This window comes from Microbacterium oleivorans NBRC 103075 (assembly GCF_001552475.1).
Taxonomy (GTDB): Bacteria; Actinomycetota; Actinomycetes; order Actinomycetales; family Microbacteriaceae; genus Microbacterium; species Microbacterium oleivorans.
Map to the genome: position 1 here is coordinate 51,699 of NZ_BCRG01000001.1, position 21,837 is coordinate 73,535.

Here is a 21,837-nt window from a genome sequence, read left to right on the forward strand (position 1 = left end):
GTGTCGCGCCGACACGAAGGGGGTCCGCGCATGGAGCGGAACATCTACGACGAGGACCACGAAGCGTTCCGCGACGTCGTCAAAGAGTTCATCAAGCGCTACGTCACGAACGAGAAGCGCGAACAGTGGGATGCCGCGGGTGAGATCGACCGCGCGACGATGCTCGCGGCGGGCGAGGCCGGCGTCATCGGCCTGAGCGTCCCCGAGGAGTTCGGCGGCGCGGGCATGCTGCAGGACTATCGCTTCCGCACGGTGGTCAACGAGGAGATCATCCGGGCGGGGGCCGGCTCGCTCGCCGGCGCCTTCGGCATCCAGGACGACCTCGCCGTCCCGTACCTCGTGCACATGGGCACCCAGGAGCAGAAGCAGACCTGGCTGCCCCGCATGGCGACCGGTGAGGTCCTCGGCGCGCTGGCCATGACCGAGCCCGGCGCGGGATCCGACCTCCGCGGCATCTCGACCACGGCGAAGAAGACCGACGGCGGCTACATCGTCAACGGCGCGAAGACATTCATCTCGTCGGGGACGACCGCGGACATCTTCGTCGTCTTCGTGAAGACGGGCGAGGGCAACCGGCCCGACGCCTTCTCGCTGCTGCTGCTCGAAGCCGACATGGCCGGGTTCGACCACGGCAAGAAGCTGCACAAGATGGGCTTCCAGGGGCACGACACCGCCGAGCTCAGCTTCACCGACGTCTTCGTTCCCGACGCGAACCTCATCGGCGGCGAGGAGGGCAAGGGCTTCATCCAGCTGATGATGAACCTGCCGCTCGAGCGCCTCTCGATCGGCGTCGCGGGCGCCGCAGCCGCACAGGCCGGCGTCGAGTGGACGATCGCCTACACGAAGGACCGCGAGGCCTTCGGTCAGCGGATCATCGACTTCCAGAACACGCGCTTCACGATGGCCGACCTCGTCACGACGGTCGACGTCATGTGGGCCTACATCGACCGGGCGATCGCCCTCTACGGCGAGAGCAAGCTCTCGGCAGAGGATGCCGCACAGGTCAAGTTCTGGGCGACCGAGCGCGAGTGGGAGGTGCTCGACGCCTGCGTCCAGCTCCACGGCGGGTACGGCTACATCATGGAGTACCCGATCGCCCGTGCCTTCCTCGACGCCCGCGTCCACCGCATCTACGGCGGCACGAACGAGATCATGCGCGACATCGTGTCGCGCCAGATCGCCGGCAAGCGCTGACCTGACGACCGAGGTCCCGATCGGGCCGGAAAACCTGCGTGGTTACCCGGCTCGATCGGGACCTCGGCGCGTCAGGCGCGACTCGGCCCGCGACTACTTGGCGACGAGGGTCGTCTCGAAGCTGTAGAGGTCGGGGCGGTAGCAGTGGTGGCCGTACTCGCACGCGCGTCCGGAGTCGTCGAACGCGACGCGCTCCATCGTGAGGACCGGGCCGTTCGAGTCGATGTCGAGCAGTTCACCCTCGTCGCCGCGGGCGCTCCGGGCGCCGATCTTCTGCTTCGCGACGCGGATGGTGACGCCCCGCGCGCGCATGATCTCGTACAGGCCGTGCTCCTCGAGCTGCTCGCGCGTGATGTCGGCGAACTCCGGCGGCAGGTAGTTCTCGAGCACGGCGACGGGCACGCCGTCGGTGCTCCGCTGACGCCGCACGAAGACGACGTCGTCTCCCGGGTTGAGGCCGAGGCTCCGCGCGACGACCTCGGTGGCGGGGATGACCTCGTGGCCGAGGACGCGCGTCGCGGGGACGTGCGAGGAGTTCTTGAGGTCTTCGTAGAGGCTCGTCAGTTCGACGGCGCGGGTGACCTGGCCCTGGACGACCTGGGTCCCGATACCCCGCCGACGCACGAGCAGCCCTTTGTCGACGAGCTCCTGGATCGCGCGACGGATCGTCGGCCGCGACAGCCCCAGACGCTGACCGATCGCGATCTCGTTCTCGAGGCGTCCGCCGGCGGGGATGGCGCCGGAGTGGATCGCGGCTTCGAGCCTGCTGGAGACCTGGAAGTACAGGGGCACCGGGCCGGTTCGATCGAGGTCAGCGAAGAGTTCCGCGGGCCAGTAGGTGTCGGCGTCGACCACAGCCCTCACGCTCCTTCAGATGGATGACGGGTGCCGCCGGCATATGTACCGACAACATCACGTGCCAGGCTAACGGCACATCCGCTCTGGTCTCAGGATTGGTGATTGTGTTATTGTTAGGACATGTTCGCGCCACGAGACACGACCGCCGGATGACCTCTCGCGCAACCGCCCCGGAGGTCCTCTCGATCGGACGACTCGGCGTCGACATCTACCCGCTCCAGACCGGCGTCGGCCTCGAAGAGGTCTCGAGCTTCGGCAAGTTCCTCGGCGGCAGCGCCGCCAACGTCGCCGTTGCCGCCGCCCGCTACGGACATGATGTCTCGCTTGTCTCCCGCGTGGGAGACGACCCTTTCGGTCGATACCTCCGAGCCGAGCTCGACCGGCTGTCGGTGAACCCCGGCCTCGTCGCCGTCGACAGCACCTACAAGACTCCGCTCACGCTCTGCGAGATCTTCCCGCCCGACGATTTCCCGCTCTACTTCTATCGGGAGCCGAAGGCGCCCGACCTCGAGGTCACGCCCGACCAGCTGCCCGACGAGGTGCTGAAGGATGCCGAGATCTTCTGGCTCACGGTGACCGGCCTCAGTCAGGAGCCGAGCCGTGCCACGCACTTCGATGCCCTGCAGCGTCGCGGTCGGGCGCGGCACACGATCCTCGACCTCGACTACCGGCCCATGTTCTGGCCCGATCCGGCCGAGGCGAGCGCCCAGGTCTCCGCCGCGCTCGAGCACGTCACGGTCGCCGTCGGCAACCGCGAGGAGTGCGAGGTCGCGGTCGGTGAGGCCGACCCGATGCGCGCCGCGGATGCGCTCCTCGAACGCGGCCTCGAGCTCGCGATCGTGAAGCAGGGTCCCGACGGGGTCCTCGCGAAGACGCGTGACGAGACCGTCGTCGCGCCGCCGCACTTCGTCGACGTCGTCAATGGGCTCGGCGCGGGCGACGCGTTCGGCGGGGCTCTCTGCCACGGCTTGCTCAGCGGCTGGAACCTGGAGCGGATCCTGCGCTTCGCCAACGTGGCGGGCGCCATCGTGGCCTCGCGGCTGGAATGTTCGACGGCGATGCCGACGGCCGACGAGGTCGAGGCGATCCTGAGCGCGGGGAGCGCGGCATGAGCGACCGAGTCATCAGCCAGGCCGCGTTCGCGCGGCTCCGGGAGCTGCGCGCCTTCGACCCCGAGTCGATCCGCCACGCCGTCGCGACCCGCACCCGCCGTCACCTCGACAGCGGAGACGGGCGGCTGTTCATCGTCGCCGCGGATCACCCGGCACGAGGCGCTCTCGCGGTGGGGTCGGATGCCACGGCCATGGCCGACCGCTACGAACTGATCGAGCGCCTCGCCATCGCCCTCAGCCGTCCCGGTGTCGACGGCGTGCTCGGAACGCCCGATATCGTCGACGACCTCGCCGCCCTCGGCCTCCTCGACGGCAAGATCGTCGTCGGGTCGATGAACCGCGGTGGGCTCCGAGGATCCTCCTTCGAGATGGACGACCGCTACGGGGCGTACGACGTGCCGTCGATGATCTCCGCGAACCTCGACTTCGCGAAGGCCCTCGTCCGCATCAACCTCGACGACCCGGCGACCGCAGCCACCCTCGAGGCGACGTCGCGTGCCGTGACGGCGGCAGCGGGGGCCGGCATCCCGATCATGCTCGAGCCGTTCATGAGCTCGTGGCGCGACGGCCGCATCGTCAACGACCTGTCGACGGATGCCGTCGTCCTCTCGGTCGCGATCGCTGCGGGCCTCGGCGGATCGAGTGCCTACACCTGGATGAAGCTGCCCGTCGTCCCCGACATGGAGCGGGTCATGGCGGCGACGACCCTGCCGACCCTGCTCCTCGGCGGCGACTCGGGAGACGACCCCGACGAGACGTTCGCCTCGTGGCAGGACGCCCTCTCGCTGCCCGGCGTCCGCGGTCTCACCGTCGGCCGCACCCTTCTCTACCCGCCTGACGGCGACACGGCGGCGGCGGTCGACATCGCCGCGGGCCTCGTCCACTCCTCCCTCCTCACGAAGGAACAGTCATGAGCACCTCCTCCACCCAGAACCGTGTCATCGGCCACTGGATCGGCGGCGCGCACCGCGCGTCCACGAGCGGACGGACGGCTTCCGTCTACAACCCCGCGACCGGCGCCGTGCAGGCCGAGGTCGCCCTCGCCGACCAGGCGGAGATCGACGCCGCGATCGCCGCCGCTGAGGAGGGCTTCCGCACCTGGTCGGCGTTCTCGATCGCGAAGCGTCAGACGGTGATGTTCGCGTTCCGTGAGCTGCTGAACGCACGCAAGGGCGAGCTCGCCGAGATCATCACGAGTGAGCACGGCAAGGTCGTCTCCGACGCGATGGGCGAGATTCTCCGCGGCCAGGAGGTCGTCGAGCTCGCGACCGGCTTCCCGCACCTGATCAAGGGCGCGTTCTCCGAGAACGCCTCGACGGGTGTCGACGTCTTCTCGATCAAGCAGCCGCTCGGGGTCGTCGGCGTCATCTCGCCGTTCAACTTCCCCGTCATGGTGCCGCTGTGGTTCGCGCCGATCGCCATCGCCGCGGGCAACTCCGTCGTCCTCAAGCCCAGCGAGAAGGACCCCTCGGCGGCGCTCTGGCTCGCTGAGCTGTGGCACGAGGCGGGCCTTCCCGCCGGCGTCTTCACCGTGCTGCAGGGCGACAAGCTCGCCGTCGACGGCCTGCTCCACAGCCCCGTCGTCCAGTCGATCTCGTTCGTCGGCTCGACCCCGATCGCGCAGTACATCTACGAGACGGCATCCCGCAACGGCAAGCGGGTACAGGCGCTCGGCGGTGCCAAGAACCACATGCTCGTGCTCCCCGACGCCGACCTCGACCTCGTCGCCGACCAGGCCGTCAACGCCGGCTTCGGCGCGGCGGGGGAGCGGTGCATGGCGATTAGCGTCGTGCTGGCCGTCGAGCCCGTCGCAGACGAACTGATCGCGAAGGTCACCGAGCGCATCGCGAAGCTCACCATCGGTAACGGCGCGGGCCAGGACGGCGTCGAGCCCGACATGGGCCCGCTGATCACCGACGTCCACCGCGACAAGGTGTCGTCGTACGTCGACATCGCCGAGGCCGACGGGGCGACAGTCGTCGTCGACGGCCGCGGCTTCACGGTCGACGGTCACGAGGACGGTTTCTTCTTCGGGCCGACCCTGCTCGACAACGTCCCGACCACGTCGCGCGCCTACACGGAGGAGATCTTCGGACCTGTCCTGTCGGTCATCCGCGTCGAGAGTTACGACGAGGGTCTGGCCCTCATCAACTCGGGCGAGTTCGGCAACGGAACCGCGATCTTCACCAACGACGGCGGCGCCGCCCGCCGGTTCCAGCACGAGGTGCAGGTCGGCATGATCGGCATCAACGTGCCGATCCCCGTGCCCGTCGCGTACCACTCGTTCGGTGGCTGGAAGAAGTCCCTCTTCGGCGACGCGAAGGCTTACGGTGTCCAGGGGTTCGATTTCTTCACCCGAGAGAAGGCCATCACCAGCCGGTGGCTCGACCCCGCCACGCGTGACCTCGGTGGCCACGGTGGCATCAACCTCGGCTTCCCCCAGAACAACTGATCGCACGCCGCCGGGCGGCGGCATTCCGAGAGCGCGAAGATGAGCATCGAGAACACCTGGTTCCATCGCCGCGGCGACCTGTCCCGCGACGGCTGGGAGGGCGTCGTCGGTCGGGAAACGCCCGGCTGGCAGCACACCGGCATCCGTGTCGCCGACCTCGCCGAGGGCGACGCGGTGGAACTCGCAGAGACCGATGTCGAGCGCATCATCGTGCCGCTCGCGGGATCGTTCGAGGTCGTCCACGTCGATGCCGACCACGCACACGGCGCCGACCGCGAGTGGACGACCCTGCACGGCCGTCGGTCGGTGTTCGACGGCCCGACCGACGTGCTCTACCTGCCGCTCGGGCGGACCGCGACGCTCACGGGTCGTGGCCGCGTGGCTGTTGCGGAGGCCCCGGCATCCGTCCGTCACCCGTGGCGCTACATCGCCGCCGCAGAAACTCCGGTCGAGCTCCGCGGGGCGGGATCGTCGAGCCGCCAGGTGCACAACTTCGGGACGCCGCAAGCGCTGGATGCCGACCGACTCATCGTCTGCGAAGTGATCACCCCCGCCGACAACTGGTCGTCGTACCCGCCGCACAAGCACGACGAGCACGTTCCGGGGCACGAGTCGCGCCTCGAGGAGATCTACTACTTCGAGTCCGCGCCGGTGGCGGGGTCCGCGGCATCCGCTGAGACCGCCTTCGGGATGTTCAGCACCTACTCGTCGCCCGCCGGTGAGATCGACATCGCCGCGCTGGTCCGGACCGGCGACATCGCCCTGGTGCCCTACGGCTACCACGGCCCCGCCGTCGCGGCTCCGGGCTACGACCTCTACTACCTGAACGTCATGGCCGGGCCCGACCCCGACCGGGCATGGCTCATCAGCGACGACCCCGCGCACGCGTGGGTCCGTGACACCTGGACGGAGCAGGACGTCGATCCGCGACTCCCGTACCCGACCGAGGAAGGCCGATCCTGATGGCAGAGACGAAGCGGATGACGGTCAGCCAGGCGCTCATCGAGTTCCTGGCCCACCAGTGGACGGTCGACGGCGACGTGCGCGAGCGCACGATCCCCGGCGTCTTCGGCATCTTCGGTCACGGCAACGTCGCCGGCATCGGTCAGGCGCTGACGCAGCTGAACGTCCACGACCCCGATCTCATGCCGTACCACCAGGCGCGCAACGAGCAGGCGATGGTGCACCAGGCCGTCGGCTACGCGCGGATGCACCGCCGCCGCGGCACGTACGCGGCCGCGGCTTCCGTCGGTCCCGGCGCGGCCAACATGCTCACGGGAGCGGCCCTCGCCACGACCAACCGCCTGCCCGCGCTGTTGCTGCCGAGCGACACGTTCGCGACCCGCGTCGCCGACCCCGTGCTGCAGCAGCTCGAGCAGCCGTGGGACATCGGGCTCACCGTCAACGACGCGTTCCGCCCGCTCTCGAAGTTCTTCGACCGCGTGCAGCGGCCCGAGCAGCTGTACTCGATCGCGCTCGCCGCGATGCGGGTGCTCACCGACCCCGCCGAGACCGGTGCCGTGACGATCGCCCTCCCTGAGGACGTGCAGGCCGAGGCGCTCGACGTTCCGATCGAGTTCCTGCAGGACCGCGAGTGGCACATCCGCCGGCCGCTTCCCGAGCGCGGACCCCTCGAGCGCGCCGTCGTGGCGATCCGTTCCGCGAAGACGCCGTTCATCGTCGCGGGCGGCGGCGTCATCTACTCCGAGGCCGAGGAGCAGCTCCGTGCGTTCGTCGAGGCCACCGGCATCCCCGTCGGCACGACGCAGGCGGGCGGCGGATCCCTTGCCTGGGACCACCCGCAGTACCTCGGCGGCGTCGGTGCGACCGGCTCGCTCGCGGCCAACCGACTCGCGGCCGAGGCCGACGTCGTCATCGGGATCGGGACCCGGTACAGCGACTTCACGACCGCCTCGCGTACCGCGTTCCAGAACCCGAACGTCGTCTTCGTCAACATCAACGTCGCCGCCTTCGACGCCTACAAGCACGGGTCGGAACTGCCGGTCATCGCCGATGCCCGTGAGGCTCTCGTCGCGCTGGCTCGGGAGCTCGAGGGCTTCCGCGTCACGGCCGACCACGCCGAGCAGATCGCGCGGCAGAAGGGCGAGTGGGACGAGATCGTCGACGGCGCCTTCGCGCGGTCGGGCGCCGACCGCCCGGGTCAGCCCGAGATCATCCACGCCGTCCACGCCGCCACCGACCCCCGCGACGTCATCGTGCAGGCGGCCGGATCGCTGCCTGGCGACCTCCACAAGCTGTGGCGCGTGCGGGACTCGCTCGGGTACCACGTCGAGTACGCGTTCTCGTGCATGGGCTATGAGATCGCCGGCGGGCTCGGTGCCAAGCGCGGCCTCGAAGCCGCGGGCGACGACCGCGACGTCATCGTGATGGTGGGCGACGGGTCGTACCTCATGCTCAACAGCGAGCTCGTGACGGCGGTCGCCGAGGGCATCAAGATCATCGTGGTCCTCATCCAGAACCACGGCTTCGCCTCGATCGGCCACCTCTCCGAGACGGTCGGGTCGCAGCGCTTCGGCACGCAGTACCGCACCTACGACCCCGCGGCCAAGAACTTCCAGGGCGGCGACGTCCTCCCCGTCGACCTCGCGATGAACGCCCGCAGCTACGGCCTCGACGTGGTCGAGATCGCGGAAGGACCGGATGCCGCGGCCGACCTGACCGCCGCGGTCGCCGCCGCGAAGGCATCCGATCGGTCGACCTTCATTCACATCAACAGCGATCCGCTCGTCTACGCGCCCGACAACGCCGGGTGGTGGGACGTGCCCGTTCCGGAGGTGTCGACCATCGAGTCCACGCAGCAGGCCCGCGAGGCCTACATCGGTGAACGAGCCGCTCAGCGCCCGCTCCTCGGCGGAGGTGCCCGATGAAGGCGGTCGTCGCCGGCGCACCGGTCAGCTTCGGCGTGTTCGAGCTGACCCCCGAGGGCGCTGAGACGATCTCGCCCGACGCGATGATGGCGGCGCTCGCCGAGGCGGACTACGCCGGCATCGACCTAGGCCCGCTCGGCTTCTTGGGCGAGAACGCTGTCCTCCGCGACCGCCTCGAGCGGTTCGGGCTGGGACTCGCGGGCGGCTGGGTGCAGCTGCCGTTCTCGGATGACGAGGCCTTCGCTGCGGCCCTCCCCGACCTGCGCGCCGCGCTCCGGCAGTTCTCGGCGGGTGCCGAGGCCGGCGCCGGACCTCTGCCGCTCCCGACCCTCGCCGACGACGGCTCGTCGCTCCGCCGCGCCGCCCCCGGCCGCGGCGTCGAGGTCGATGCCCTCGACGCGGATGCCTGGGGCCGCCTCACCGACAACGTCGCCCGCGCCGCGCGCATCGTTCGAGACGCCGGCTTCGAGCCGACGTTCCACCACCACGCGGGGACCTTCGTCGAGTCGCCCGACGAGATCGACCGTTTCGTCGCCGACACCGACGTCGACCTGACGCTCGACACCGGCCACCTCTTCATCGCGGGCGGCGACCCGCTCGCCGCCGTCGAACGCTGGGGCGACCGCATCAACCACCTGCACCTCAAGGACGTCGACCTCGCCGCCCTCCGCAGGGTGCTCGCCGCGGGCGGCGGGATGCCGGAGGTCTGGTCCGGGGGATCGTTCGTCGCCTTCGGCCAGGGCGACATCGACCTCGCGTCAGTGATGTCGGCCCTCGATGCCCGCGGCTACGAGGGCTGGGTCGTCGTCGAGCAGGATGTGCTCAACGGACCAGACGTCGCCCTCGACGCCTTCGTCTCCGCCCGCTCCGCAGATCAGCTCACCAACCGCGACGCCCTGCGCGCGTGGGTGTGACCACTTTCCCTCCCTCCATGAACAGGAACGACATGACCGCCACCCCCGTCCGCTTCGGACTCTTCGGCTCCGGACGCATCGGTCAGGTGCACGCAGCGAGCATCGCCGCGTCGCCCGACGCCGAGCTGGCGTGGATCGCCGACCCGTTCATCGACGGCGCCGAGCGCCTGGCCGCGCAGTACGGCGGCAAGACCACGACCGATCCCGCCGAGGTATTCGCCTCGGGCGACGTCGACGCCGTACTGGTCGCGTCGCCGACGCCCACGCACGTCGACCTCATCCGCGCGGCCGTGGAGGCCGGCATCCCGGTGCTCTGCGAGAAGCCGATCGACCTCGACATCGCCCGCGTCGAGGCGCTCCGTCCCGTCGTCGCCGCGGCCGGCGTGCCCGTCGCGCTCGGGTTCAACCGCCGCTTCGACCCCGGTTTCCGCACGGCGCGTGACCGCGTCGCCGCGGGCGAGATCGGCCGCCTCGAGCAGCTGACGATCATCAGCCGCGACCCGTCGGCACCGCCGGCGTCCTACGTCGCCGTCTCGGGCGGCATCTTCCGCGACATGACGATCCACGACTTCGACATGGCGCGCTTCTTCCTGCCCGACATCATCGAGGTCACCGCTTTCGGCACGACGACGTTCGACGACGGCGCCCGCGAGCACGGCGACTTCGACACCACGACCGCGATCCTCAAGTCCGCCTCGGGCGCCCTCGTCACGATCGTGAACTCACGCCACAGCACCACCGGCTACGACCAGCGCATCGAGGTCTACGGCAGCGAGGGCGACCTGACCGTCGCTAACCAGGGCACGAGCCTCGTGAGCCTGTCGAACGCGAACGGCGTCGCTGCCGGTGCGCCGTTCGAGGCATCCATGGTCACCCGCTACACCCCCTCATACCGGGCCGAACTCGCGGAGTTCATCGCGCTCGTGCGCGGCGAAGCCTCGACGAGCCCGACGTTCGACGACGGCCGCGCTGCCCTGCTGCTGGCCGACGCCGCGCAGCGCTCCGCGACCGAGGGCGTGTCCGTCGCCGTCGACCTGACCTGACGTCGTGACCTCGAGCGCCGTCAGGCCTCGGACGGCACAGGATGCGGCTGCTCGCGCATGCCCCACGGCGAGCCGTAGCCCTCGGGCTTCGGGGCGGCGAGCAGGTCGAGGAACGGCTTCGCGTCGAACGCCTCGGGACCGAGCACGCCCGTGCCCGACCACGTGCCGCGGGCGAGCAGCTCGAGCGCGATGACCGGGTTGATGGCCGTCTGCCACACGACGGCCTGCGAGTTGTCCTCGCGCATCGTCTCTTCGTTGTCGGCCACGTGGTACAGGTACGTCGAGCGCGGCTGACCGTCCTTGCCGGTGCCCGTCACCCACACGCCCGCGCACGTCTTGCCGCTCATCTTGTCGCCGAGGGTCGCCGGGTCGGGGAGGGCGGCGGCAACCACGTCGCGCGGCGAGACCTGCACGCCCTTCACGCTCAGCGGGTCGGTCTTGTCGAGCCCGAGCTTGTTCAGGACCCGCAGCACCTCGATGAACTCGTCGCCGAGGCCGTACTTGAAGGTGACCCGCTTGGCCTTCGTCCACCGCGGCATCAGGAGCACCTCCTCGTGCTCGACGTTGACGCACTCGACGGGTCCGATACCGTCGGGGAAGTCGAACACCTCGGGCTCGCTGAAAGGCTCGGTCACGTACCAGCCCTTCCCCTCCTCGTAGATGACGGGCGGGTTGAGGCACTCCTCGATCGTCGTCCAGATCGAGAACGAGGGCGCGAAGTCGTACCCGGCGACCACGAGGTTCGCCCCGTCGCGGACGCCGAGCTCGTCGATCTCGTCGAACAGCTCGTCCTCCGCGTAGCGCGCGAAGACGTCCGAGAGGCCGGGTTCGACGCCGATGCCGACGAGCGCGAGGCGCCCGGCATCCTTCCACTCCTGCTCCTTCGCGAACTGGTCGTCACCGAGCTTCACGCCCACTTCTTCATAGGGGCGTTCCGGATGCCGCACCGACAGGCTCATGGCCATGTCGAGGTACATCGCGCCGGCCGCGAACGCGCCGTCGAAGATCGGCATGACGAAGCGCGGGTCGACCGCGTTGAGCACGTGGGTGGCGGAGTGCTCGCGGATGAGGGATGCCACGGACTCGGCGTTCGAGGCATCCACGTGCGCTGCGCCGAACCGCTCGTCGCCGAGCTCGTCCACGAGGGACTGCGGTCGGGCGGGGTCATAGTCCGCGATGACGACCGCGTCGAAGAAGTCGCGGCGGCGGAGAATGCGGGCGGCAGCACTGCCGACACCGCCCGCGCCGATGATGAGGATGCGCATGCGGATTCCTTTCGGACGGTCAGATGCCGCCGTCGATCGAACGGGGGAGGGAGCTCGTGTCGTCGGGGACGAGGACCGGGGTTTCGCGGTTGAGGCTCTCGCCGCGGAAGAAGCGCTTGGCCCGGGGGAAGAAGAACCACACGACCATGAGCACCGCTCCCAGCGCGAGGGCGCCGATGCCGACGACGAACGTCGAGCCGACGCCGAGGATCGCACCGGAGTAGCCGTAGTCGGGGCTCAGCATGTCGATCGCCGACTGGATGAACGCGTACGTCAGCATGAGCGCGCCGACCAGCGGGAAGAACCCCTTGAAGAAGAAGTCGCGCGCCGAGCGGAACAGGTCCGCCCGGAAGTACCAGAGGCAGGCGTACCCGGTGAGGGCGTAGTAGAACGCGATGGCGAGGCCGAGCGAGAGGATCGTGTCCTGCAGGATGGCGTCGCTGATCGAGGTCATCACGACGTAGTACACGATCGCGACGATTCCCATGACGAGGGTCGAAAATGACGGCGTCCGGTAGTCGGGGTGGACGTCTTTGAACTTGGCGGGCAGGGCCCGGTAGACGCCCATCGCGAGGGTGCCGCGGGCGGTCGGGAGGATCGTCGTCTGCGTCGACGAGACCGCCGAGATCAGCACGGCGACCACCAGCAGCCAGCCCCAGGGACCCAGCAGTCCGTCGCGGATGCCGAGGAAGAAGTCGTCGGCGTTGTCCACATTGCCGAGCCCGCCGCCGTCTTCGCCGAGACCCGCGTACATCATCGCGGCGATCGTGACCGAGACGTAGGTGACGAGCAGGAGCACGCAGGTGAGAAGTGCAGCGAGGCCGGGGATGCGCTTGGGGTCCTTCGTCTCCTCGTTCAGGGCGAGGCAGGTGTCCCAGCCCCAGTAGATGAAGATCGCGAGCAAGATCGCTTCGACGAAACCGCCCCAGTCGCCGAACGCGAACGGGTTCAGCCACTCCCAGCTGAAGGGCGTCGCGCCGGGCGCCGTGCCGCTGAAGAACTGCGTGAGGGCTGCGATGACGAAGATGATGAGGGCGAGGTACTGGATGCCGAGCAGGATGTTCTGGATGCGCTCGCCGATCTCGACGCCGCGCCAGGAGATCCAGGTCATCGCGGCGATGAACAGGACGGCCACGACAACGATCCGCCAGTCGTTCGGCTCCGCGAACTCCTTACCAAGGAGCGCCCAGAAGTAGATCGAGCCGACCTGGGCGAGGTTCGCGAGGACGATCATCCCGGCGATCGCGACCCCCCAGCCGCCCATCCAGCCGACCCACGGTCCGAAGGCCTTCGTCGCCCATGTGAACGCCGTCCCGCAGTCGGGGACGGCGTTGTTGAGCTCGCGGTAGGCGAAGGCGATCAGGAGCATCGGGATGAACGCGATGACGAACGCGATCGGCGCCTGCCCGCCGACGGCGAGGACGACGTAGCCGAGCGTGGCGACGAGCGAGTACACGGGGGCGGTCGAGGCCAACCCGATGACGGTGGAACCCCAGAGACCCAGGGTCCCCGAGGCCAATCCCTTGCCGTCCTGGCGGGTCAGATGAACGGGCGTCGTGGTCACGCGGGCCTCCTCAGAAACGCGAGCCGCTCCCGCGATCGGGTGCGGCCTGCGGCATCGGGAGCCGGGGCCCTGCGGGAAAGTTGCCTCACCCTAGCACCGACGATCCCGGGCGCACGAGCGTCGGCGCGCGGCATCCGTTCAGGCGGTCTGGGGCGCCCGTCGTCGCGCCAACCGGGCCACGCCGGCGGCCCGCAGCCGGTCCGCGATACGGATGCCCGCCCATGTCCCCGCCAGGCAGCTCACCGTGCAGAGCGCGATGAACAGCACCACGAGCGGCGGCGTCATCGACCACAGGTCGAACGACTGCGCCGCCAGGATCGGGTACGCGATGCCGATGGCCGCGCCGCCGGCGTAGTGGAGCCAGGTCGACCAGCGCCGGTAGAGGGTCACCAGGAAGGGGAGCTCGGGGAAGAGCGACCAGAAGACGGTCGTCGCGACGGCGGAGATCGTCCAGAACGGGGTGAGGACGAGGCCGGAGATGACGCCGACGAGCAGTCCCGCGAACGGCCGGTTGAGCAGGCGGAGCGCGATGACGGCCGGCATGACCCACAGACCCGCGATCGCGACGCTCGCGAACGGCACCGTAGCGAACAGGCCGAGCGACACCCACCAGCCGACGGCGAGCACGATGCCACCTGCGACGCCGATCGCGGCGCAGGTGAGCAGGTAGGCGGTGGTGATCTTGCCCATGGTCAGTGTCCCGTCTGTGCGGTGGCGACGCGACCGCCGGTGGCGGTGCGGTCGGTGCGCCAGTACCCGATGAAGCTGATCGCGGCCTTGTCGACGCCCTGCGCCACGAGGTGGCGGCGCGCGGCGGTCGGCAGGTGCTGCTCGCCGACGATGAAGTGATGCGCTTCCGGTGTGGGTGCGAGCCGCTCGAGCTCGGCGAGGGCGAGCGAGCCGGGTACGGCGTCCGCGTTGCGCACGAGCCAGCGGACGTCGACGCCGGCCGGGGCCTCGAAGGCGAGGGTGTCCTCGGCGCTCGGCGCCTCGACGAGCGCGACGCCCGTGGCGGATGCCGGCAGCGACGCGCACACGCCGGCGACCGCCGGAGCCCCCGTCTCATCGGCGACGAGCACGACCCGCTCCACCCCGCGGGCGGGGTTGAACCCGAGACCCTCGTCGATGATCACGACGCTCTCGCCCTGCTGCGCGCGCTCGGCCCATCCCGATGCCGGGCCCGCGGCATCCCCGTGTCCGTGCAGGACGAAGTCGACGTCGATCTCGGCACCTCGATCGGTGGATGCCGCGCGATAGGCGCGCACGGTGTAGTTGCGCATGACGGGGCGGACCCCCTCGGGGATGCGCAGAAAACGGAGATAGCCCAGCAGGCCGTTCGCCTTGGCGGGGATCCGGTCGAGACCCTCCTCGCCCCCGATCGGCAGGAACAGTCGGAACCACTGGTCGTAGCCGCGGAACGTGAACCGGTCGATCTCGCCGCCGCCGAGGGTGACGCGCATCCAGTGCGGGGCGATCCGCTCGGTGCGGACGACGGTGAGGTGCAGGAGTTCCTGCACCTCGGGCTTCACGAGGGTGCTGGCGCGGGCCATGACGGGTTCCTTCTCTTACAGGGTCCAGGGGAACAGGGCGACGAGGACCGCAGTCGATGCGATCCAGAACAGTGCCGTGAAGACGGTGTCGCGCCGACGCCAAAGCAGCAGGTACCGCTCGGTGCGGTCGGGGTGGGCGCCGAACGCGCGGGCGTCCATCGCCAGCGCCACGCGCTCGGCGTGGCGGATCGCCCCCGCCAGCAGCGGCACGATGTACCCCCACCACCGGGCGACCGCCGCGAACGGACCGCGGCCGCCGTGCGCGCCGCGCACCCGATGCGCCTGCCGGATGACCTCGAGTTCGTACCCGAAGCGCGGCACGAAGCGGAACGCGGCGAGAGCGGTGTATCCGATGCGGTACGGCACGCGCAGCTGCTGCACGAGCGCGCGGACGAGGTCGGGGCCGGTCGTCGTGAGCCCGGCGATGAACCCGAGGGCGAGGATCGCGGCGAGGCGGATTCCCGTCGCGAGCCCGATCTCGATCGCCCCGAGGTACAGCGTCCAGTCGCCGAGAGTGACGATCGGCACCGACCGGTCGACCCGCGACGGGTCGGCCCACAGCGACAGCGCGAAGCCGATGACCGCCGCCCCGACCGGCACCGCGACGAACAGCAGCAGCGCGATACGGCCGGTCAGGCGCGCCCCCGCGAGCACGAGAACGTAGGCCAGGCCGAGGAAGACCGCCGGGGTGGCGAGGTCGCGCGTGAAGATCAGCAGCAGCATCGCCGGGAGCGGCCCGGCGAGCTTGGCGAGCGGACTCAGTCGTGCGAGGAACCCGCGCGCGGGCGCCCCGACCGCGTACGGGTCGATCGTCGCGGTCATCCGAGCGCCGCCTCGAGGTCGGCGAGGCGGGTGAGTCCGGTGAGGGACGGATGCCGCGTCACACCGCGCAGCGCGGCGGCGAGCGGCGGCGTCCGCAGTCCGGATCGGTGCAGCAGCGCCTCGTCGGCGAACACGTCCCGCGTGGGTGCGTCGGCGACGATCCGCCCGTCGTCGACGACGATCGTGCGGGTCGCATACTCCGAGACGAGCTGCATGTCGTGGGTGACGACGAGGATGGTGGTGCCGCCGTCGTTGAGCCCCTGCAGCAGGCGCAGGAGCTCGTCGGCGCGGGCGCGGTCCTGCCCGAAGGTCGGCTCGTCGAGCGCGAGGATCGGGGCGCCCCCGACGAGCGCGGTCCCCACCGACAGGCGCCGCTTCTGCCCGCCCGAGAGCAGGAACGGGTGGACGTCGGTTTTGTCCTCGAGCCCGAAGCGCGTCAGCAACGCCATCGTCTGCGCGCGGATCTCCTCCTCGTCGAGGTGCCGGCCGCGCAGGCCGTGAGCCAGCTCATCGAAGACCGTGTGCGCGATGAACTGGTGCTCGGGGTTCTGGAACACGAACCCGATACGCCTCGAGAGATCGCGGAGCGGGATGCGCGCGGCATCCGTCCCCGCCACCCGCACCGCGCCGCGCGGCGGCGGGATGACCCCCGCGATCGCCTGCAGCAGGCTCGTCTTTCCGGCCCCGTTCGCCCCGACGACCGCGACGAACTCGCCCGCGGCGATCGTGAGGTCGACGTCGTGGAGCACCTCGCGTCGGCCGCGGCGGAGGGTGAGCCCCCGCACCTCGATCACCGGGCGTGCCGAGTGCAGGTCCAGGCGCAGGTCGGTGGCCCGTTCCGGGCCGTCCGGCGCCGCTGAACCTGCACTGGGCACGAGCGGGGCGGTCGCCTCGAGCGTCTCGCGCAGTTCGGTCGGGGTCAGCGGAAGGCGGGGGAGGTTCCAGCCCGCTCGGCGCAGCGCGAGTGCTGCCGTCGCCGACACGGGGAGCCAGACGCCGAGCGCGTGCAGTTCCTCGGCGCGTTCGCGGAGGACGTCGTCGACGGTGCCGTCGGCGATCGTGCGACCGTCGGCGTCGAGCACCACGACCCGGTCGGTGAGCGTGACGGCGGCGTCGAGGTTGTGCTCGACGAGGAGGATCGATCGCCCGTCCGCGACGACGGCGGCGAGAGCATCGTAGACATCCTCGATGCCGGCCGGATCGAGGTTGGCGGTCGGTTCATCGAGGACGAGCAGGTCGGAGCCGAGCGCCAGGGCGCTCGCGATGGCGAGACGCTGCTTGCCCCCACCTGACAGGCGGTCGGGGTTCTCGTGGCGCCTCTCCCAGAGGCCCATCCGACGGAGCGCTGCCTCGGTGCGGGCGAGGACCTCGTCGACCGGGAGCCGCAGGTTCTCGGGGCCGAAGGCGACGTCGTCGAGGACGGTGCCCGTGATGAGCTGCGCGTCCGGGTCTTGGAAGACCATGCCCACGTGTGAAGCGAGCGTGGCCACGGGCGTCGTCGTCGCGTCGAGGCCCGCGACCGACACCGTGCCTGTCAGTTCGGCCGGCACTGCCTGCGGAATCAGTCCGTTCATGGCGAGCGCAAGGGTGGACTTGCCCGAGCCGCTCGGTCCGAGGAGGAGCACGACCTCACCCGGTGCGACATCGAACGAGACGGATGCCGGTACCGCGGTGTGCGCGCCTTCGTGCACGATCGCGACATCGCGGACGCGGAGGAGCGCCGGCGGCGTTCCCGGGGCGAGCGGGACGTCGGGCGCGCCGGGGTCGGCAGAGGTCACGGGAGTCCAAACGAGGGAGGGGTACTCCCAAGTTAGCCTACCCTTACCTGCGGGTGACGGTCGGTCGTGCGACACCCGCCCGACGCAGACCCGAGCCCACGCCGAGGCCGGCGGCGGTCCAGGCGACGGGCCCGAAGATCGAGACCACGAAGTACGCGATCTGCGCCCAGGTGGGGAGCACCGTGAGGTCGGCGGCGACCGCCACGACCCCGGCCACCACGACCCCGATGGCAACAGCCGAGACGTAGAAGCGCCAGCGTCCCCAGACGCGATAACGGGTGAGGGCAGCCACTCCCTCCTGGATGGCCCCGAACAGCAGTGCGGTGCCGAGGAAGCGTCCGATCCAGGCCGGGTTCACGGAGCTGGCGACCAGCGCGGCCAGCACATGCGTCGTGAGGGCGACGAGGGGCATCCGGAAAACCTGCTGCGCGATGATGCCTGGCAACACGTGCGAGCCGAGCACGGCGCCGTACGCCCAGGGCGCCAGGGCGAGGACCGCGGGTGTCACGAGCCCGGCTACTCCGCCGAGGATGCCTGTGGCCACGCCGAGCGCCGCGCACACGAGCAGGACGCGCGTGGAGAGCAGGGGGATTCGGGCCACGGATCCAAGGCTATCCGCGGGCGAGCGGGGCCCGGGCCGTGCAAAAACCGCGGGCGCCGAGTCAGGTGCGACGGCGCCGTTTCGTCAACCGCACGGTCGGCAGCGGGGGCGCCGGGATGCGCTCGTCGCCGTGGGTGACGACGTGGCCGAAGCGCGGGGAATCCGCCTCCCACTCCTCACGTGCCGAGACGATCTCGTCGTGGCTGCGACCGACGAAGTTCCACCACATGACGATGTCGCTCTCGAACGGTTCACCACCCAGGACGAAGACCGTGACGTCGGTCGGCGCGGCGATCTCGATGACGTCGCGGTCGAGGCCGAGGTAGAGCAGGTCGTGATCGCCGAGGGCGACCGGCTCGTCGCCGGTATGGACGAGCGGTGCCCCGTCGACCCCGACGATCGCGTGCTCCCAGGCCGGGTTCAGGGGGATCCGGATGCGCGCGCCGGCGGGGATGTAGACCTCGGCCCCGACGATCGGCGTGTACATGGTGGCGGGAGAGTGGATGCCGGCGAGCTCGCCGACCACGACGACGGCCGCGGCTCCCTCGCCGAGCTCCACGATGGGAAGGTCGGTGTGGCGCTCGAAGTCGGGTTCGCCGTGGCGCCGCGACTCGGGGAGGGCGACCCAGAGCTGGAGGGCGTCGGTGACGGTCGGCTCGTCGCCCATCGAGTACTCCGAGTGGGCGATGCCGGCGCCGCTCGTCATGATGTTGAGCTGGCCGCGTTTGATGACGACGTCGGAGCCGATCGTGTCGCGATGGCGGGTCTCGCCGGCGAACGGCCACGTCACCGTCTGCAGACCGATGTGCGGGTGGGGTTCGACGCGCATCGTCGTCACCTGCGGGCCGAAACGGTCGAGGAAGCACCAGGCTCCGACCATCGGCAGCTCGCGCTGCGGCAGGGCGCGGTGCACCTGCATGCCGCGGACGCCGCCAAGGGGGACCTCGCGTGCCGTCAGCAGCAGCGACCGTGGGCCGTCGCAGGACGGCGGGGAGTCGACGGACTCGGTCGGATCGGTGTCGAGGCGCGTCATCCCTACTCCGCGTCGGGTGAGGCGACGGTGAGTCCGGGCACGGCGTGGTTCTCGAGGTAGCCCGCGACGAACGGGCACTGGGGCACGACCTCCGCGTCGCGGCGGGCGAGGTCGGCGAGCGCGTCGGCGACGAGCGTCGAGCCGAGGCCCTGCCCCTTGTAGGCGGGGTCGATCTTGGTGTGGGGCATCACGGTGCGACCCCATTCATCGACCGTGAAGAGGGTGTAGCCCGCCACCGCCCCGTCGACGTGGATCTCGTAGCGATTCTTCTCGTCGTTGCGCGTGACCGTCGGTGCGGCGTCGTGTGCCACGGGGACTCCCTCTGTCGTGTGGGTCAACCGTAAACGCCGCGCGAGCCTTCCCGCCAGACGCGCCCGGGCTCGCCGTTCGTCGCAGCGGTCGCGCCGCTCGTCGCAGCGACCTCGCCAGGGGCCGAGCGCCGCGGCATCCGTCTTCCTACCCTGACCTGTACGCAAAGACGCGCCCAGAAGGAGTCGCCCATGTCTGCACCGTCGCGCCGTGGCAAGGCCGCCACGCTCGAGCCGGATCCCTCGCTTCCCCCCGTCGCCCTCACCGAGGAGCAGACGGCCAAGGACAGCCGCTGGACGCCGCTGAAGATCGTCATCTGGGCGCTGATCGCCCTCGCCGGTGGTCTCGGCTGGACGATGCTGGCGATCGTCCGCGGCGAGACCGTCAACGCGATTTGGTTCGTGTTCGCGGCCGTCGCGACCTACCTCATCGGATATCGGTTCTATTCGAAGGTCATCGAGAAGCACCTGCTGCGTCCCGACGACCGTCGGGCGACCCCGGCCGAGGTCAAGCAGGACGGCAAGGACTACGTCCCGACCGACCGCCGTGTCCTTTACGGCCACCACTTCGCTGCCATCGCCGGCGCCGGCCCTCTCGTCGGCCCGGTCCTCGCCGCGCAGATGGGCTTCCTCCCCGGCACGATCTGGATCATCGTCGGCGTCGTGCTCGCCGGCGCCGTCCAGGACTACACGGTGCTTTTCTTCTCGATGCGTCGCGGCGGCCGGACGATCGGCCAGATGGCCCGTCAGGAGCTCGGCCGCATCGGCGGCACGGCCGCGATCGTCGCATCGCTGCTGATCATGCTCATCATCGTCGCGATCCTCGCGCTCGTCGTCGTCAACGCGCTCGGCGAGAGCCCGTGGGGCGTCTTCTCGGTCTCGATGACCATCCCCATCGCCCTCTTCATGGGGCTGTACCTGCGCTACCTGCGCCCCGGCAAGGTGACCGAGGTCTCGATCATCGGCTTCGTGCTGCTGATCGGCGCCATCGTCGCCGGCGGCTGGGTCGCGGAGACGGCCTGGGGCCAGGAGTACCTGCACCTCGACCGCACCGTCATCGCGTGGGGCATCATCATCTACGGCTTCATCGCCGCGGTGCTCCCCGTCTGGCTGCTGCTCGCTCCCCGCGACTACCTGTCGACGTTCATGAAGATCGGCGTCATCGTGATGCTGGCCGGCGCGATCGTCCTCGTCCGCCCCGAGATCACGGTGCCGGCGGTGACCGACTTCGCGATCGCAGGAACCGGACCGGTGTTCGCCGGTCCCCTCTTCCCCTTCTTGTTCGTGACCATCGCGTGCGGTGCGCTGTCGGGGTTCCATGCGCTCATCGCGTCGGGCACGACCCCGAAGCTCGTCGAGAAGGAGCGTCAGACGCGCTTCATCGGCTACGGCGGCATGATCATGGAGTCCTTCGTCGCGATCATGGCGCTCGTCGCCGCGATCTCGATCGACCAGGGCATCTACTACGCGATGAACGCCTCGGCGGCATCGACGATGGGCACCGTGGAGGGTGCGGTCGCCTTCGTCAACTCGCTCGGCATCACGGGGGTGAACCTCACTCCCGACATGCTGACGAGCACGGCGGCGGCGGTCGGCGAGGAGTCGATCGTCTCGCGCACCGGCGGCGCACCGACCCTCGCGCTCGGTCTCGCGCACATCATGCAGCAGGCCCTCGGCGGCCAGGCGATGATGGCGTTCTGGTACCACTTCGCGATCATGTTCGAGGCGTTGTTCATCCTGACGGCAGTGGATGCCGGTACGCGCGTCGCGCGCTTCATGCTGCAGGACTCGATCGGCCACTGGGTCCCCAAGTTCCGCGATGTCTCGTGGCGTCCGGGCGTGTGGATCACAACGGCGATCATGGTCGCCGGCTGGGGAGCGATCCTCATCCTCGGTGTGACCGACCCGCTCGGCGGCATCAACACGTTCTTCCCGCTGTTCGGCATCGCCAACCAGCTGCTCGCCGCGATCGCGCTCGCCGTGGTGCTCGCGATCATCGCGAAGCGCGGTCCGTCGTTCGTGAAGTGGCTGTGGATCGTCGCCCTGCCGCTCGCGTTCGCCGCCGTCGTCACGATCACCGCCTCGGCCTACAAGATCTTCTCGCCCAACCCGGCGATCGGATACTGGTCGAACCACTTCCGCTACCGCGACGCCCTCGCCGCCGGGAACACGGAACTCGGCGAGCCGAAGGTCATGGAGGCCGTCATCCGCAACACCTTCGTGCAGGGCACCCTGTCGATCGTGTTCGTGACCCTCGCGATCATCGTCATCATCGCCGCGGTGTGCGTCACGATCGCCGCCATCCGCCGCGGCGGCGGCGAGAACAACGAGGACGAGCCGGTGCCCTCGCGCCGCTTCGCCCCCGCGGGGTTCGTCGCATCGCCGACGGAGCGGGAGCTCGAGAAGCAGTGGGAGCCACTCTTGGCCGACGAGCGCGCGACGAACCGGCACTGAC

19 protein-coding genes are annotated in these 21,837 nt (G+C 70.0%); 9 read left to right on the forward strand and 10 right to left on the reverse strand.

Annotated elements, in window-relative coordinates:
- Positions 1-30: 30 nt before the first annotated feature.
- A complete protein-coding gene (locus MO1_RS00250; RefSeq protein WP_036310954.1) occupies positions 31-1,194 on the forward strand; it encodes an acyl-CoA dehydrogenase family protein in 1,164 nt (387 codons plus the stop codon).
- Between the two features lie 93 nt (positions 1,195-1,287).
- Here MO1_RS00250 and MO1_RS00255 read toward each other — a convergent pair whose 3' ends face one another.
- On the reverse strand, positions 1,288-2,049 hold the full coding sequence (locus MO1_RS00255) for a GntR family transcriptional regulator (RefSeq protein ID WP_060914877.1): 762 nt from the start codon (positions 2,047-2,049) through the stop codon (positions 1,288-1,290).
- 152 nt (positions 2,050-2,201) lie between these two features.
- Here MO1_RS00255 and iolC point away from each other — a divergent pair, with 152 nt between their 5' ends.
- From iolC to iolG, 7 genes are read left to right on the forward strand one after another with little or no spacing between them, the layout of a single operon-like run.
- Entirely contained in the window at positions 2,202-3,164 is a 963-nt protein-coding gene (gene iolC / locus MO1_RS00260; protein WP_036310950.1) for a 5-dehydro-2-deoxygluconokinase, read from the forward strand.
- Positions 3,161-4,078: a class I fructose-bisphosphate aldolase gene (locus MO1_RS00265; RefSeq protein WP_036310949.1), complete on the forward strand. Its 918-nt coding sequence runs from the start codon at positions 3,161-3,163 to the stop codon at positions 4,076-4,078. The genes iolC and MO1_RS00265 overlap by 4 nt, the downstream gene beginning before the upstream one ends.
- A complete protein-coding gene (locus MO1_RS00270; RefSeq protein WP_036310946.1) occupies positions 4,075-5,616 on the forward strand; it encodes a CoA-acylating methylmalonate-semialdehyde dehydrogenase in 1,542 nt (513 codons plus the stop codon). Before MO1_RS00265 ends, MO1_RS00270 begins: the two co-directional genes overlap by 4 nt.
- A gap of 39 nt (positions 5,617-5,655) precedes the next feature.
- The gene (gene iolB, locus MO1_RS00275; RefSeq protein ID WP_060914878.1) at positions 5,656-6,579 is read left to right on the forward strand and encodes a 5-deoxy-glucuronate isomerase; all 924 of its coding nucleotides are present in this window, start codon (positions 5,656-5,658) and stop codon (positions 6,577-6,579) included.
- A complete protein-coding gene (gene iolD / locus MO1_RS00280; RefSeq protein ID WP_060914879.1) occupies positions 6,579-8,504 on the forward strand; it encodes a 3D-(3,5/4)-trihydroxycyclohexane-1,2-dione acylhydrolase (decyclizing) in 1,926 nt (641 codons plus the stop codon). The genes iolB and iolD overlap by 1 nt, the downstream gene beginning before the upstream one ends.
- Positions 8,501-9,418, forward strand: coding sequence for a sugar phosphate isomerase/epimerase family protein (locus MO1_RS00285; RefSeq protein ID WP_060914880.1), 918 nt, complete (start codon positions 8,501-8,503; stop codon positions 9,416-9,418). The genes iolD and MO1_RS00285 overlap by 4 nt, the downstream gene beginning before the upstream one ends.
- 32 nt (positions 9,419-9,450) lie before the next feature.
- On the forward strand, positions 9,451-10,461 hold the full coding sequence (iolG, locus tag MO1_RS00290; protein WP_018187946.1) for an inositol 2-dehydrogenase: 1,011 nt from the start codon (positions 9,451-9,453) through the stop codon (positions 10,459-10,461).
- Positions 10,462-10,481: 20 nt separating this feature from the next.
- Here the strand turns inward: iolG and MO1_RS00295 are convergent, their stop codons facing one another.
- From MO1_RS00295 to MO1_RS00335, 9 genes are all read right to left on the reverse strand, one after another.
- The gene (locus tag MO1_RS00295; protein ID WP_060914881.1) at positions 10,482-11,726 is read right to left on the reverse strand and encodes a saccharopine dehydrogenase family protein; all 1,245 of its coding nucleotides are present in this window, start codon (positions 11,724-11,726) and stop codon (positions 10,482-10,484) included.
- A 19-nt stretch (positions 11,727-11,745) separates the two neighbouring features.
- On the reverse strand, positions 11,746-13,290 hold the full coding sequence (locus MO1_RS00300) for an APC family permease (RefSeq protein WP_060914882.1): 1,545 nt from the start codon (positions 13,288-13,290) through the stop codon (positions 11,746-11,748).
- 138 nt (positions 13,291-13,428) lie between these two features.
- Positions 13,429-13,980: an ECF transporter S component gene (locus MO1_RS00305; protein WP_060914883.1), complete on the reverse strand. Its 552-nt coding sequence runs from the start codon at positions 13,978-13,980 to the stop codon at positions 13,429-13,431.
- A 2-nt stretch (positions 13,981-13,982) separates the two neighbouring features.
- A complete protein-coding gene (locus tag MO1_RS00310; RefSeq protein ID WP_060914884.1) occupies positions 13,983-14,840 on the reverse strand; it encodes a siderophore-interacting protein in 858 nt (285 codons plus the stop codon).
- A gap of 15 nt (positions 14,841-14,855) precedes the next feature.
- Positions 14,856-15,662, reverse strand: a complete 807-nt coding sequence (locus MO1_RS00315) for an energy-coupling factor transporter transmembrane component T family protein (RefSeq protein WP_060914885.1) — start codon at positions 15,660-15,662, stop codon at positions 14,856-14,858.
- A complete protein-coding gene (locus MO1_RS00320) occupies positions 15,659-17,440 on the reverse strand; it encodes an ABC transporter ATP-binding protein (RefSeq protein WP_060914886.1) in 1,782 nt (593 codons plus the stop codon). Before MO1_RS00320 ends, MO1_RS00315 begins: the two co-directional genes overlap by 4 nt.
- Before the next feature lie 43 nt (positions 17,441-17,483).
- Positions 17,484-18,041 (reverse strand): ECF transporter S component, encoded by a 558-nt coding sequence (locus MO1_RS00325; RefSeq protein ID WP_060914887.1) that lies wholly within the window; start codon positions 18,039-18,041, stop codon positions 17,484-17,486.
- A 61-nt stretch (positions 18,042-18,102) separates the two neighbouring features.
- Positions 18,103-19,074, reverse strand: coding sequence for a pirin family protein (locus MO1_RS00330; protein WP_060914888.1), 972 nt, complete (start codon positions 19,072-19,074; stop codon positions 18,103-18,105).
- 2 nt (positions 19,075-19,076) lie between these two features.
- Complete coding sequence (locus tag MO1_RS00335) at positions 19,077-19,385, reverse strand: GNAT family N-acetyltransferase (protein ID WP_036310925.1); 309 nt, start codon at positions 19,383-19,385, stop codon at positions 19,077-19,079.
- A gap of 189 nt (positions 19,386-19,574) precedes the next feature.
- Here MO1_RS00335 and MO1_RS00340 point away from each other — a divergent pair, with 189 nt between their 5' ends.
- On the forward strand, positions 19,575-21,836 hold the full coding sequence (locus MO1_RS00340) for a carbon starvation CstA family protein (RefSeq protein ID WP_036310923.1): 2,262 nt from the start codon (positions 19,575-19,577) through the stop codon (positions 21,834-21,836).
- Position 21,837 lies beyond the last annotated feature (1 nt).